Below are 14,786 nucleotides of genomic sequence, written 5' to 3'. Positions count from 1 at the left end.
TGCCGGCAGTATGGCAGAGAAGGGGGTATTTGCTGGCACGGCCACATTCGGCCGCGCCCCTGCCTCCGCTTCGAATCCTAACGGGATCCCGTACGGTCGAAGAGTACGTATTCCCCGTCACATCGAGGCTCAATGGCCCGAACACAGGCACGAGTGCATTGGATGATCTGGCTTGCGGCGGGCGTGGTGATCACAGGGCTGGGGGTGTTCCTTTTCGCGCTCGACCTCGATGACGCGGACAAGTACGCCAGCGTGATCGGAGCGCTGAGCACGATCGCGGGTCTCGCTCTGTCGCTGTCGGCGCTGATCCGGAGGCCGTCACAAGCAGCGCCTCCGCCAGAGGAACCCGGGGCTGCGCCAGGGCAGCGGATTCAGGGGTCCACAGTCGGCGGCGATGCCGTTCAAGTCCGGGGCGTGGGCGGTAGCGTACGAATCGGCCGGCCCCAGGCTCCACCGCCCCCAGGCGGACCACACCAGCCGCCAAGTGGGACGACTCCACCGGCAGATCCGCCTGGCATCCAGTCGATGACCGGCACGCGGATCAGCGGATCCAGCTCTCAGATCGACCAGGTCGCCGGCGACGTGGACATCGAACGAGACACCTGATGCGCGATACCACTCCACCGCGCGACGACGATCCTGCGGCCGAGGACCCCGCAGGCGACGGCCAGGAGGTCTCCGGCAGTCGCGTCGGAGGCAGCCTCTTCCAGATCCGCGACGTCCGCGGGAACATCACCATCGGCAACGCGCCACCGGGGCACCGACCTTCTCCGACGCGGCGCTGGACATGGGCGGCGGCGGTCGCGGCCACCTCGATCCTGGCAGCAGGCGGGGTGTGGATCCTGCACGGTCGGCCCCAGAGGGCGCCACGGCCTGCTCCCAGCCAGTCGCCGCTCTCGGTAACCAGATCCGTCACTCCGATTCAACGAATTCGGGCCGTCCAGGGCGACCAAGCCTTCATCTTCTCCAAGCCCGCTGCCGCGCTGCCATCACTTCCGCCTGGCTATCGCAATGACCAGCAACTCGTGGAGAAGTGGGGATACGGCAATGGCGGCGTCGATGCCGACATCACCACCCTTGAACTGGTCATCCAGGGGACGTCCGCCAAGTCGGTCGTGCTCACCGACTTCCGGATCGACGTCCTGGGCCGGGCCGCGCCTCCCCGGGCGACTTACGTCAAGGTCTTTCCAGGAGGCGATGGGGTCGATGGAAGGAACGCCACGGACCTGGACGAGGCAGCCCCGATGATCAAGGACCTGCGCAACGTCTCGGGGGAGGACACAGGTGGCACGTGGTCGTTTCCGCTCCGCGTCTCACAGGCCGAGCCAGAGGTGCTGTACTTATGGGCAGGCGCGTCCAAGCATGATTGCTGGTGGACCGCGAAGCTCCATTTCGTCGCCGACGGAAAACCCGGTTTCGTCGTGATCAACAACAAGGGCAGACCGTTCCGGACCGCCTCCTCCGCGAACTCGAAAAGGTACGCGGTCGAGGATGGGCGAGTCGTTCCCGGCGGTGGCCCCCTCGGAGGGCCCGCTGACTGAAGGACGATCAACGACCTTCAGGTCGCGCCGCCTGCCCGACGCGGCCGCAGCCTTCCGGGCCGCCGAGATGCGGTGCTGAACTCGATGGACCGCTGGCACACGCCCCGGGTGGAGAGCCGCGACGCCACGACGTTCAGTAACGCCGGCAGCCCGGGGGAGACGACGTGGGCTAGTACGGGAAGTCGCGTCGGGGTTGGTACTGCTTTCCTCCCAGCAGCTCGACCACCAGGTCGGACGGGTTGCTCAGCGCGTCCAGCTGCCCGCGCATGTCCTCCTGCGGGACGCAGAAGGTGTGGGTGTAGGTGACGAGGAGGGCGGACCGGAGGGCGGTGGTGCGGTTGGGGCGCGAGGTGTGCCACCAGGCGCCGTCGGCGAAGATCGCGCTGCCCGCGGGGCCGGCCAGGATCTCGCCCTCGTCGCACCAGGACTCGCCCATGTCGGGCAGCCGGTCCGCGCGGTGCGAGCCGGGGATTCCGGCGGTGGCGCCGTTCTCGTCGGTGAAGTCGTCCAGGAACCAGATGCACTGCCCGGACAGCGGGATCGACGGCCACGGGGGCGTCAGCGTCCAGTACGGGTGGTCGGCGTGCCAGTACTGCTCGGTCGCCCCGGGCCACAGGGAGTTCGCGGTGAACGTCGAGCAGATCAGGTCCTCGCTGAGGTAGCGCCGCCACACCGCGAGGACGAGCGGGTGCACGAGGGCGTCGACGAACACGGGGTCCTTGACCAGGACGTGCAGGACCCGCTGGTGCCCGCTCGGGTGCAGGTTCCGCGCCTTCTCCTCGTGCAGCAGCCTTTCCAGGGCCTCCCGCATCCGGTCGATCGTCGGTGCGGGCAGCAGGTTCTCCAGGAGCACGTAACCGTGCTCGCCGATGGTGCGGACGGTCGAGTCGACCTGCCGAAGGTCGAGTTCCGTTGTCGTCATGGCGGCCTCCGGACGGGGTCAGGACCAGCGGGGGAGCAGGTCGCGGAGCAGGGACAGCCGGGCGCGTTCCCCGGTGGCGAAGGGGTTGTTGCTCTCCAGGCCGGGGACGATCACCCGGACGACGTGCGCGGGGTCGATCTCCGGGTGCGTCAGGTCGAGCACGGGGACGTGCGGGAGGCCGGCGTCGGCCACCCGTCCCAGCGCCCACCACAGGTCGTCGAGGACGTCGTCGCCGGTCAACCCCTGCGTCATGGGGGCGGGCGCGACATCGGGGTCGAGCCAGAACCAGGCGTCCTCGCGCGCGACGGGACGGGGACGCTCGTGACGGCCGAGGCTGCGGGCCTGGATCGTGAGGTCCTCGCGGCCTCCCGCGACCGCGCAGGCGATCGACTGCGCCGCCTCCAGCACGGCCATCTCGACCGCCGTCCCGGGGTCGGGATGGGTGCCGTAGCCCTCGGAGCGGTTCAGGTCGCGCCAGACGGTCGCCATGAACGTGGGGATCCGGACGTCCGCCGTGATGTCCAGGACGCGGACGGTGAGCCCGACCCGGCGCAGCCGCTCCGCCACCTCGCGCGCGCGGTCCGGGACGGTGTCGAGGTCCACGAACCGGAACGGCGGCGCGCCCGTCCCGCCCGGGTTGACCAGGGCGATCTCCGCGAGGCGCTGGGCGTGCCGTTCCACGTACTCGCACAGCCCGTGCAGGAGGGCCTCCTCCCGGGAGAAGCCGGAACCGAGGCCGTTGGTGGCGATGACCTTCCGCGCGCCGCGCGGGCTGAAGCAGATGTCGCGGGGGCCGCGTTCCATTCTCAGCAGGTCGAGCGGGACGAGAACCGTCCGGCCCGAGAGGACGTCCGGGCACCGCGTCCAGGTCAGCGGCCGGTCGGGGGCGTAGGAACTGTCATAGGGAAGGGCGAGCGCCGCCGGGTCGACGGCGTCGCCGGCCACGTCGCGGTAGGGGGCCTGGACGAGGTCGGCGGCGCGCGGCACCCATTGCTCCTGGGCCCATTTCTCGAGTTCCTCCATGACGCTGCCGACGTGCGCGCCGTCCTCGCTGAGGCTCTTCCCGCTCCCGTACGTGCTGGACCAGCATCCGTCGGGACGTGCGGCCTGGGCGATCTGGACGCCGCCGAGGTCCCCGAGGTCGCCGACCATGCCGATCCGGGTGATCCCGATCGTCTTCGCCAGCCGGGTCGCGTGGTCGCGCGCCTCGGCCATGGGCAGGCAGAAGCGCCGCTCGTCCGGGGGCTTCGGCCGGGCGCGCAGCGGCAGGTCGGGATGCGGCACCGGACCGGCGGCGGGAGCGGCTCGTCCCGCCATGGTGGCGGCCAGTTCCCCGCCCGCGCGGCGCGCCCGCGCGAGCCTGTGGACGAAGGCGTCCTGCGCGGCGCGATCGCCGTATCCCCATTGGGCCCACCGCTGCCGCACGGCCTCGATGTCGAAGGCCAGGTTCGCCTTGCACAGCACCTGCCACGCATCGGACAGTTCCTCGGTGGACGCCGGACGGGGGTCCCGCTCGGCGAACAGGTTCAGTCCTCCGAGGCGCATCACCTCCCGTTTCAGCGACGCGTCGTGCAGGAAGAGCGCCGCTCGAAGCGAGCGCCGGAACGCCTGGGGATCGGCCTTCGCCCACGCCGTCAGGCCCGCCTCCGCGACGGCCTCCGCCTCGGCCCTGCGGTTGAGGGTGGGCATGTCCATGCCGAGATCCGCGAGCGTGACGCGTGCCTCCTCCGAGCTCAGCCACCCCCACCGGCGGACGGCGGTCCCGAACAGGGCCTGCGCGGCGGGCGCGTCGACCGGCCGGACGAACTCGGACGGGACGGGATGGGCGGAGCGGGCCCAGGGTTCGAGCCGCCCGGTGTAGGCGAGGAACGCGAACAGTTCCTCGTCGCCGACCCGGTCGCCGCTCTCCCAGATCAGCGCGGTTCCGGTGGTGATCGGTTCGGGGACGGGCGTCGCCGCGGTCGGGCGAGGTGCTGCGCCCTTCCTGGAGACGGGACGGGCCGCGCCGATCGCCTCCAGGACCGACTGGGCGTCCCGGTGCTTGAGGTCGTGACTCGCCAGCATGGCGACGAGGTCCGCGCCGTCGGCGCGTCCGAGCAGGCCGGCGCGGTGGACGATGTGCCGGTAGGTGCGCGCCTTGAACGGCAGTTCCAACGCGGTCGTGAGCAGGCGGTCGGCGGTGGACGCGTCGATGGTGCCCGTCCGGTGGAGGCGTTCGACGGCGTAGCGGACGTTGACGGCGGGCACCGTCAGCGGTGCGCCGGTCTCCTCGTCGAACAGCAGCGCGACCTCGTCGTCCCGCGTGACGGTGCCGTCGCGGTACCAGGCGTACACCAGCCCGACGCCGGTGACCGCGGGCACCTCGGCCGCGCGCAACGCGCCCATGCTGCCGCCGCCGTACACGACGACCCCCCGGTCGACGGCCGCGCGCACCTCGGTCGGGCTGACGGACAGGGTCTGCTCGAAGACGCCGTCGATGATCCCGACGACCGCGCCGGCGGGGATCGCGTCGAGGTCGCCGCGCCGGACCGGGCGGCGGTAGTCGGCGTCCAGGATCGGGCGGGCCTCGGCGAGCGGCATCGACGGCCCGAGGAAGACGATCGGCCGCGCCCTCACCGCGCGAACTCGCCGAACTCGCCGGTCTCCGCGGTCTCGCCGGGGCGGGCGCGGCGCAGCAGGCCGTCGGCGACCAGCTTGCGCACAACGCCGAGCGACGCGTCCGGGTCGAGCGCGCCGGGCAGGTCGGCGGCGCGCAGCACGCGCGCCTTCGCGATGTGCTCGAACGCCGCCAGGACGCCGATCGGCCCCCGGACGGCGCCGCCCGGGAAGTGGATCGTCGCGGCGTCGTCGCCGCTGGTCACGTGGCAGTCGGCGCCCCGGGCGCGGACGAGCCAGGTGTTCTCGTCGATGCCGTCCGGCCCGCCCAGCCCGCCGTCCGGCAGGACGGCGCGGCGCTCGGTCCGCCGCGCGGCCAGCCCGGCGAGCAGGCCGGGCAGTGCCGCGCCCACGTCCGGGGAGCGGAGGAGCTCGGCCAGGCCGGTGGCGAGGGCGGCGGGGTCGTGCGTGCGCGCGGCAGGGACGAACGCGTTCAGGGCGGGCAGGGCTCCCACGACCTCGTCGAGGACGTCTCGCCAGCGCAGCGGGAACAGCCTGAGCGTCACATGAAGGGAGTGCGCTTCCTCGGTGCGGGCCGCATGCCCGCAGTATTCGGGGACGTACAGCACGTCTCCCGGTTCCAGCGCGAACTCCCGAAACCGGATCTTCGCCCATTCCTGGGGGGAGATCGCGCCGGGCCGTGGCGGACCGGGCCTTTCCTCAACCATCCACGCCTTCCGGCCCTCCGTCTGGACGACCAGGCTTCCGTGCTCGTCGCGATGCGGCGCGAATCCCTGCGCCGACGGAGGCGTGGCGAAGACGTGGGCGCCGGCCGGTTTCCGGAGGACGACCCCGTGGTCGGCCAGGTCGAGTTCGACACCGCGGCACAGGTCGGCAAGAACCGGGGAAAGCCGATGTGCCTTGGTCAGGTAGAGCGTCTCGCCGCCCTTGAAGGCCTTCCTTACCTGACGCAGGTCGAGCATTCCGTCCGCGTCCATGAAGGTGGCCGGAAGGCGGCGGCGGTCGCCGTGGGCGAGGTGCAGCAGCCCCTCATGGGCGTAATGCAACCCGCCCAGCATCGCCTCGAAACCGTCGAGGTCGAGCAGCGCGGCCCCTTTGGCGGCGCCGGGGAACACGCACGGCTCACGCGTCCATTCCGTGTCGAGAAAATCCGCCACGGCCCTGGGACGGAGGAGGTCGGCGAGCGTCACGAAGAACCCGGCCCGACTTCGGACCCGACCTCCGGCGCGGCGCCCGGAACCGGCCTGTAGCGGCGGACGAGGAAACGCCGCCTGCGCAGTTTCTCCTCGGGCGTGCACGTGGTGATCAACCTGCTGCCGGTGTGCTTCTCGTCCTCGACCCGGCAGGTCCCGCCGCAGAGGTTGCGCAGGTCGCAGGACTGGCAGCCCTTCCGGTTGTCGACGGTGAAGGCGTCGGACGTCCGCTTGAGATAGTCGGTGATCTCGCTGAGCGGCAGCTGGTCGATGTGCCCGAGCGCGCCGGACAGCAGATGGCAGGGGTACACGATCCCGTCGGAGGCGACGACGAGCTGCTCGGCGTATCCGCAGCTGTTTATCTTCTGCACCTTGTTGGGGCCGTGCGCCTTGTCGTCGCCGATGCGGAGGCCGCCGAGCAGTTCGTCGACCCAGTCCCGGACCTCGTCCTCGTTCAGGTCGTGGTCGAGGTCGGTGCCGCGCCCGTGCGCCATGGCGCCGTAGCTGATCCTGAACTTCACGTCGCTGTCGCGCCACTCGTCGATGAAGGCGGGCAGCCCCGCCTTGATGGCCGCCCAGTTGTTCATCATGATCGTCGTGCTGACCTGCGTCTGGACGCCGGCGTCGAGGAGCAGCCGGATCGCGCGCGTGGCGCGGCGGAAGGAATGGCGGCCGCGGATGGCGTCGTGGATCTCCGCCGTGGGCCCGTCCACGCTGATCTGGACGATGTCGGCGTAGCGGGCGAGGTCGTCGAGGTGCTTGGGCACGGCCATTCCGTTGGAGAACAGCGTGACCTCGAGGCCGAGCTCGTGCGCGCGCCGCATGACCGGAATGCAGCCCTCGTGCACCAGCGCCTCGCCGCCGGTGAGCAGCAGTTTCTCCCCGCCGTTCGCGGCGAAGTCCTCCACCAGCCGGATCCAGCGCTCGGTGCTCAGCTCGCCGTCCTTGGGCAGGAACGGGCTGGAGCTGGTGTAGCAGTGCACGCACTGGAGCTGGCAGCGGTTGGTCAGGTGGAAGCGGGCGAACCGGTGCGGGCGGATCTTCTTGATGGAGTGGTTGCCGCGGATGCCGCGGATCATCCCGGCGAGCGCCACCCGCCCGACGAGCTTGGCCATCGCCCGCGTCGCCGCGTCCGGGGCGAGGCCGCGGGTGCGGTGCAGCTCCCGGGCCGCGTCGGCGGGCGTCGTGCCCGCGACGAGGAGGGTCAGCAGCTCGTGGTCGAGGTCGTCGGCGACCAGCAGCTTCCCGTCCTCGACGGCGATCCAGAGGTGGTCGTCGTCGACGCGGTGGTGGACGAGCGAGGAGACGAACGGGACGGGCTCCGTCGTGGACAGGTCGTAGACGGCGCGGGCACCCTCACCCGTCCGGTGCGCGGCGTCCTCCTCGGGCGCGGCCTCGGACGCGGCGGGCGGCGGCGCGGGGTCCGCCAGGCCGACGGCGCCGAACGGGGCCCGGTCCGGCGCCCCGAACCGGGGGAGCGGCGGCGGGGCTTCGTCGGGCCCGGCGAGCACCGGCCCGCCCTGCCAGGCGCGCAGGGTCAGCGGGGTCTGTTTGCCGCTCATCGCATTCCTCTCAGGTCGGACGGGGATCGTGATCAGCGCAGCCGGGGCCCCGCGACCCACGCCACGAGCGCGCGGCGCATGCCCCGCGTCACGGGCGTGACACGGTGGTCGATCATCGACGGGAAGACCAGGACCGAGCCCCGCTCGCGCGGCAGCTCCTCGGTCTCGACGCCGAACATCTGGAGCGCCCCGCCCTCGTAGTCGGCCGGGTCGGACAGCTGGACGATCACCGTGATCTTGCGGGGGGAGTCGAGCTGGTCGTGGCTGTAGTCGTTGTGCCGGTGGAAGTGCCCGTTGCCGGGGAGGTACTCGACGTACTGCGGGGCGCGCTTGATGCCCGTGAGGTCGAAGCCGTAGACGGTCCGCGCCGCCTCGTCGGCCACGTCCTCGATCAGCTGGTACGCCCACGCCGTGCTCGGCCCGTGCGGGACGTGCCGCATGTCCGCGCGCCGGTGGGCGGGGTGGCCCGCCTCGTCCACCGTGGTCGGCGCCGACAGCGGGAACTCGTGGCACGCGGCGACGAGGTCGTCGCATTCGGCGCCGGTGAGCCGCTCCCGCAGCCGCATCCAGCCGAGGTGGTGGCCGACCGCCGGGCCGCTGTCACGTACCAAGGACAGGTCGCGCGTGGACCGCGCCGGGGCCGCCGGCCGCTCGGCCCGGACGGCGGACTGGACGACGGGCTGGACGACGGCGGGCGCCGACGGCTCCTCGTCGACCGCCGCGTCCACCGGCTGGAAGATGCCGTGTCTGACCAGGATGCGGGTCAGCTCGACGGCGTCGTAGTGCGCGCCGACCGACGGCAGGTGGTGGGGGGCGAAGGACTCGGCCTTCGCCACGTGGTCGAGGACGGGTTGGAGCCGCCCGTCCAGGCGCAGCGTGCCGCCGGGGAAGGTCAGCCGCGCGAGGCCGCCCTCGGTGCCCGACTCGCTCGGCATCAGCGGCACCCGCCGGACGACCGTGTCCGGCCCGACCGCGGCGGCGGCCGCGTCCGCGACCAGCCGCCCGCCGGGCAGGGGGTCGAGCCCGGTGATCCAGCGGAGCCTGCGGTCGCGCAGGTAGGCGGCGGCGTCCAGCTCCGGCAGGCCGGTGGAGGCGAGGCCGTCGGGCCCGGTGACCGAGCGGCGGAAGGGTTCGAGCGTCCGCAGCATGTCCGCCAGGGCGTCCGCCCGCGAGACGGTGTGCACGCCGAGCGTCAGGTGGAGCGACGCCTCGTCGGTGGTGTGCGCGACGTGGGGGAAGCCTCGCGGGATCGACAGGACGTCGCCGGCCTCCAGGGTGGTGGAGACGACCGGTTCCGCCTCCTCCGAGGCGCCCGGCTCGAACACCTGCCACCGTTTGGCGCCGTGCAGCTGGACGACGAGCACCGAGTGGTCGTCGTGGTGCCGGTCGAAGCCCTGGGCCCGCGGCGGCGTGAGGTAGGCGTTGGCGGTCACGGGGGCGGAGGGGAGCAGGCCGTGTTCGAGCAGGTCGAGCTCGATGCCCCGGCACAGCGCCGCGACCGGGGCGCTGCGGGTGGCCAGGCGGGTGAGCAGCAGCGTCGTGCCGGACCGGTAGGCGGCCAGGACGTGCCGTCCCGGAACCCGGTCGGCGCGGTCGGCGACGACCGGCCGCGCCACGCCGTCCTGGACGAGGCTCAGGTCGGCGCCGCCGCCGCAGGCCAGCCGCTCGAACTCGGTGAGCGTGAGCAGCCGGCCGGCGAGCGGCATTGCCGCCCCGCGGAGCGACAATGCCTCCCGTTCCCAGCTCGTTCGGAAGAAGGTCGGGACGTCCCGATCACCGAGAACCGCGGACAGTCCCCAACCGTCGGTGTCCACGAGGATCAACTCCGAACCGCGGGGTTCAGCAACTCGGCCCACCGGGGTTGGAGATGCATCCGGTGCTCGCGGCGACCATTCCGTAGCTCTGGTTCTCCACGTCGACGTCGATGCTCTCCAGGGAGATCGACATGGTCTCCGGAACCCGCATCGCCTCGTCGGCGGCGGTCCCGGCGGCGGAGCCCCTCAACTGCACGAGCGGGCTGCCGACGCCCTCGTACGCTTCTGCCACGATCGTTCCGTCGACCGGCTGCGACGAGTCGGTGTACTCAAGCAAGGCGCGCTCCTCACTGATCAGGCTGGATCGGTGACCGTTCGGTCACGCACTGAACGCGCTTTTGAGTCTGACTCGCCGATGGAACGTTTGCAAGATCTCCTGTCGACCAAATTTCCCTGACGGCGGGTTCGATTTTCCTACTGGAACTCGGACCATCGATCATGATCTTCGGAATGACCGAATCAGAAAATGGAGTGGCCGAAAAGAGATCGCGGTATCAACCGCCCCGGTTATCACTCCGGCCTCAGGCGCGCAGCCGCCGGAGCATGACCGCGGAGCCGGGCGAGTCCGGCATCGGCCGCTCGCCGATCCGGGAATAGCCCCACGTCGCGTACAGGGCCTCGACCCTCGGGCGGTCGGAGTCGACCAGGAGCACGGCCAGGGCCTCGGGCCGGTCCTCGACCAGCGCCGCGTGGAGCCGCGCGGCGGTGCCGGTCTTCCGCCAGCGCGGGACCACCATCAACTCGGCGACGGCGAAGGTCGAGGTGTCCGCCGGCGGCGCGGCCAGGTGCTCCCGCCACCACTCGGTGCCGTCCGGCATCGGCGACCCGTAGGCGAGGCCGACCGGCTCGTCGCCGTCGTAGCCGACGACGCACGCGAACCCGGGCTGCCCGCCCCAGTGGTCGACGAGCCAGGGGAAGCGCTGGTAGGACGGCTCGTCCTTCTCGTCCGCGTAGGCGCCGGCGTGCACGTCCAGGAGCGTCTGCCGGATGGCGGGGAGGTCCTCGTGTCCGAAACTGCGAAGGGCGACGGGGGCGGTGCTCAAGGGCTGCTCCATTCGATCGGAGGGCGGTCCGGCGCTGTTTTCCAAGTGTGCGAGTGATCAGGTCGCGGCCGGTAGTCGCCGTCGCGCCCCATTTCCTCAGTCGATTTCGGGGGCGGCGGCGAACTGCGCCGCGTACAGGCGCGCGTAGGCGCCTCCGGCCTCCAGGAGTTCGGCGTGCGCGCCCTGTTCGACGATCGCGCCGTGCTCCATCACGAGGATCACGTCGGCGTCCCTGATCGTGGAGAGCCGGTGCGCGATGACGAAGCTCGTCCGGCCGCTGCTCAGGGTGGCCATCGCGCGCCGGACGAGGATCTCGGTGCGGGTGTCGACCGAGCTCGTCGCCTCGTCCAGGACGAGGATCACCGGGTCGGCGAGGAACGCCCGCGCGATCGTGATCAGCTGTTTCTCGCCGGCGCTGACACCGGCGCCCTCGTCGTCGACGACCGTGTCGTACCCGTCCGGCAGGGTCCGGACGAAGCGGTCGGCGTGCGCGGCGCGGGCGGCGTCCTCGATCTGCCGGCGGGTCGCGCCCGCGCGGCCGTAGGCGATGTTGTCGGCGATCGTGCCGCCGAACAGCCAGGCGTCCTGCGGCACCATGCCGACGCGGGAGCGCAGGTCGTCGCGGGACATCGCGGCGATGTCGGTGCCGTCGAGCAGGATCCGCCCGCCCGTCGTCTCGTAGAAGCGCATCAGCAGGTTGACCAGCGTGGTCTTGCCCGCGCCCGTCGGCCCGACGATCGCGACCGTGCTGCCGGGCTCCACCTTCACCGACAGGTCCTCGATCAGCGGCTCGTCCGGCTCGTACCGGAACGAGACGTTCTCCAGCGACACCGACCCCCGCACCACCGCCGGACGTTCCGGACGCGCCGGGTCGGGCTCCTGCTCCTCCGCGTCCAGCAGCTCGAAGACCCGCTCGGCGGACGCGACGCCCGACTGCACCAGGTTCGCCATGCTCGCCGCCTGGTCGAGCGGCTGGGTGAACTGCCGCGAGTACTGGATGAACGCCTGCACGTCACCGATCGACAGGTTTCCGGACGCCACGCGCAACCCTCCGGCGACCGCGACCAGCACGTAATTGATGTTGCCGATGAAAAGCATCGCGGGCTGGATGATCCCGGAGAGGAACTGCGCGCGGAAAGAGGCACGGAAAAGGGCGTCGTTGTGCTCTCGGAACTCCGCTTCGGCCCCGGCCTCGCGGCCGAGTGATTTCACCACGGCGTGCCCGGTGTAGTTCTCCTCGATGTAGGCGTTGAGCGTGCCGGTCGTCCGCCACTGCTCGACGAACCGCGGCTGCGCGCGCCGGCCGAGGCGGGCCGCGACGACGACCGAGAACGGCACGGTGACCAGCGCGATCACGGCCAGGAGCGGCGATATCCAGAACATCATCGCGAGCACGCCGACGATCGTGAGCAGCGCGTTGGCCATGTGGCCCATCGTCTGCTGGAGCGTCTGGCCGATGTTGTCGACGTCGCCCGTGGCGCGGCTGAGGATCTCCCCGCGCGGCCGTCCGTCGAAATAGGAGAGGGGCAGCCGCGCGAGTTTGGCCTCGACGTCGGATCGCAGGCGCGACACCGTCCGCTGGATCACGGTGGTGGCCAGCCGGCCCTGGAGGATGCCGAGGACGTCGGCCAGCAGATAAATGCCGAGGACGGTCAGCAGCGTCATTCCGACGGCGTGGAAGTCGACGCCGTGGCCGGGGGTGAAGTCGGTCCCCGAGAGCATGTCCGCGACGCCGTCGTCACCGCGTTCCCGCAGTTTCCCGATGACCTCGGCCTTGCTCGCGCCCTCGGTCTCATGGCGTCCGACCACCCCGGCGAAGACCAGGTCGGTGGCGCGGCCGAGGAGCAGCGGCCCGAGGACGGTAAGCGCGACGCTCCCGGCCGTGAGCAGCAGCACCGCGCCCGTCAGCGCGCGCTCGGGCCGCGTCAGCCGCGCCAACCGGCGTCCCGAGCGGCGGAGGTCCATCGGCCTTCCGGCCTCTCGCCCGGTCACCCGGCCTCCTGCTCGGTGAGCTGGGACAGGACGATCTCCCGGTACGTGGCGTTGCCCGCCATGAGCTCGCGGTGGGTGCCGGTGCCCACGACGCGTCCCTCGTCCAGCACGACGATCCGGTCCGCGTCCCGGACGGTCCCGACCCGCTGGGCGACGATCACGACGGTCGCGTGCGCGGTCTCGCGGGCCAGGGACGCGCGGAGCGCCGCGTCCGTCGCGGGGTCGAGCGCCGAGAACGCGTCGTCGAACAGGTAGATGTCCGGGGCGCGCACGAGCGTCCGCGCGATCGCCAACCGCTGCCGCTGTCCGCCCGACACGTTGGTGCCGCCCTGCGAGAGCGGGGCGGAGAGCCCCGCGGGCAGCGCCTCGACGAAGTCCCTGGCCTGGGCGACCTCCAACGCGTGCCACAGCTCGGCGTCGGTGGCGTCCGGACGGCCGTGGCGCAGGTTGCCCGCGATCGTCCCGGAGAACAGGTACGGGCGCTGCGGCACCAGCCCCACCGTCCGGGAGAGCAGCGCCGGATCGAGGTCCCGGACGTCCACCCCGCCGACCAGCACGCGGCCGCCGGTGGCGTCGAACAGCCGGACGACGAGCCCGAGCAGCGTCGACTTCCCGCTGCCCGTCGAGCCGATCACCGCTGTCACCTCGCCGGGCCCGGCCGCGAGGTCGACGCCCCGCAGCACCCTCGCCTCGGCGCCCGGATAGCGGAACTCGGCGCCGCGCAGCTCCAGCCGCCCGGCCTCGCGCAGCTCCCCGACCGGCCGCCTCGGCGGGACGACGCTGGACGCGGTGTCGAGCACCTCCTGGACGCGCTCGGCGCAGACCTCCGCGCGCGGCACCATCATGACCATGAACGTCGCCATCATCACCGACATGAGGATCTGCGTCAGGTAGGCGAGGAACGCGGTGAGGGCCCCGATCCGCATGTCCCCGGTGTCGACGCGGTGCGCGCCGACCCACACGACCGCCACGCTGGAGGCGTTCACCACCAGCATCACGGACGGGAACGTCAGCGCCATCAGCCGGCCCGCCCGCAGCGCGACGTCGGTCAGCTCCGCGTTGGCCGCGCCGAAGCGCTCGCGCTCGTGCCCGTCCCGGACGAACGCGCGGACGACCCGGATGCCGATGATCCGCTCGCGCAGCATGCGGTTCACGCCGTCCACCCCCCGCTGCGTGGTGCGGTAGAGCGGGCGCAACCGGCGGACGATCAGGCCGACCAGCAGCCCCAGCACCGGGACGACCGCCAGCAGCAGGCCGGACAGCGGCACGTCCAGCCCGAGCGCCATGACGATCCCGCCCAGGCCCATGACCGGCACCGCGACCATGGTCGTGAACGTCATCAGCACCAGCGACTGCACCTGCTGGACGTCGCCGGTGGTCCGGGTGATCAGCGACGGCGCCCCGAACCGCCCCAGCTCCCGCGCCGAGAAGCCCTGGACCCGCCGGAAGACCGAGGCGCGGAGGTCGCGGCCGATCGCCGTCGCGGTCCGCGCGCCGAGGAACACCGCCCCGATCGCCCCGGCCATCTGCGCCAGCGACACCGCGAGCATGATCAAGCCCAGTTCCAGGACCCGGCCGGCGTCCCCCCTGACCACCCCGTCGTCGATGATCTCGGCGTTCACCACCGGCAGATAGAGGTTCGCGACGGTCGCGGCCAGTTGCAGCAGCGCCAGCAGCGCGACATTCGCCTTGTACGGCCCGATATGGGCCCGCAGAAGTCGGATCAGCACACACGCACTCTCGATATTGGATGTATCGCACCGTTTTGGGCGAGCTTTAAAGGCGGGCAATAATGATCATACAAGTGGATTCATGGGGGTTGGTGGAAGAGTTCAGTGCCTTCTCGGCCAGTGCCGACAGTTTCCGAAATAGCGCGGGTCGCCGTGGCGGCTGGAAGGCGTGAGCTGACTGAAAACCCTGGATCGCACGGGCGGACGCCGCCAGCGCGGGCTGTCGGCGTGCCAGGACGGCGCAAGCGCGGTGATTCCGGACGTCCATCAGGCCGGATCCGGCCGTCGGCGTGACGCGGTGCGCGCGGTGCCCCAGAATGAAGCCATAACGGCGTTACACAAAGATCGCGGTCCCCGCCGCGTCGCCGCGGCA

General features: G+C 71.6%; 10 protein-coding genes. 1 reads left to right on the top strand and 9 read right to left on the bottom strand.

The window, feature by feature from the left end; translation table 11 throughout:
* Positions 1–605: 605 nt before the first annotated feature.
* Positions 606–1,541, top strand: a complete 936-nt coding sequence (locus K2F47_RS32845; RefSeq protein WP_242909929.1) for a hypothetical protein — start codon at positions 606–608, stop codon at positions 1,539–1,541.
* Positions 1,542–1,710: 169 nt separating this feature from the next.
* On the opposite strand, the gene K2F47_RS32840 is transcribed toward K2F47_RS32845, so the two are convergent.
* The 9 genes from K2F47_RS32840 to K2F47_RS32800 form a co-directional block, all read right to left on the bottom strand.
* Complete coding sequence (locus tag K2F47_RS32840) at positions 1,711–2,463, bottom strand: phytanoyl-CoA dioxygenase family protein (protein ID WP_242909927.1); 753 nt, start codon at positions 2,461–2,463, stop codon at positions 1,711–1,713.
* 18 nt (positions 2,464–2,481) lie between these two features.
* The gene (locus K2F47_RS32835; protein WP_242909925.1) at positions 2,482–5,079 is read right to left on the bottom strand and encodes a YcaO-like family protein; all 2,598 of its coding nucleotides are present in this window, start codon (positions 5,077–5,079) and stop codon (positions 2,482–2,484) included.
* Positions 5,076–6,269 (bottom strand): JmjC domain-containing protein, encoded by a 1,194-nt coding sequence (locus K2F47_RS32830; RefSeq protein WP_242909923.1) that lies wholly within the window; start codon positions 6,267–6,269, stop codon positions 5,076–5,078. The genes K2F47_RS32835 and K2F47_RS32830 overlap by 4 nt, the downstream gene beginning before the upstream one ends.
* The gene (locus tag K2F47_RS32825; RefSeq protein WP_242909922.1) at positions 6,266–7,834 is read right to left on the bottom strand and encodes a radical SAM/SPASM domain-containing protein; all 1,569 of its coding nucleotides are present in this window, start codon (positions 7,832–7,834) and stop codon (positions 6,266–6,268) included. The genes K2F47_RS32830 and K2F47_RS32825 overlap by 4 nt, the downstream gene beginning before the upstream one ends.
* A 32-nt stretch (positions 7,835–7,866) precedes the next feature.
* Positions 7,867–9,540, bottom strand: a complete 1,674-nt coding sequence (locus K2F47_RS32820; RefSeq protein WP_242909921.1) for a JmjC domain-containing protein — start codon at positions 9,538–9,540, stop codon at positions 7,867–7,869.
* A gap of 133 nt (positions 9,541–9,673) precedes the next feature.
* A complete protein-coding gene (locus K2F47_RS32815) occupies positions 9,674–9,925 on the bottom strand; it encodes a hypothetical protein (RefSeq protein WP_242909920.1) in 252 nt (83 codons plus the stop codon).
* Positions 9,926–10,169: 244 nt separating this feature from the next.
* Positions 10,170–10,691 (bottom strand): GNAT family N-acetyltransferase, encoded by a 522-nt coding sequence (locus tag K2F47_RS32810; protein WP_242909919.1) that lies wholly within the window; start codon positions 10,689–10,691, stop codon positions 10,170–10,172.
* A gap of 96 nt (positions 10,692–10,787) precedes the next feature.
* Positions 10,788–12,683 carry an ABC transporter ATP-binding protein gene (locus K2F47_RS32805; RefSeq protein WP_242909918.1) on the bottom strand — a complete coding sequence of 632 codons (1,896 nt, stop codon included), beginning with the start codon at positions 12,681–12,683 and terminating at the stop codon, positions 10,788–10,790.
* A complete protein-coding gene (locus tag K2F47_RS32800) occupies positions 12,680–14,413 on the bottom strand; it encodes an ABC transporter ATP-binding protein (RefSeq protein ID WP_242909917.1) in 1,734 nt (577 codons plus the stop codon). The genes K2F47_RS32805 and K2F47_RS32800 overlap by 4 nt, the downstream gene beginning before the upstream one ends.
* Between the last annotated feature and the right edge of the window lie 373 nt (positions 14,414–14,786).

The sequence above is a fragment of the Actinomadura terrae genome, from assembly GCF_022751215.1.
Lineage (GTDB): Bacteria > Actinomycetota > Actinomycetes > Streptosporangiales > Streptosporangiaceae > Spirillospora > Spirillospora terrae.
Note: the sequence above shows the minus strand (reverse complement) of the source record. Positions and strands in the feature narration are given on the sequence as shown.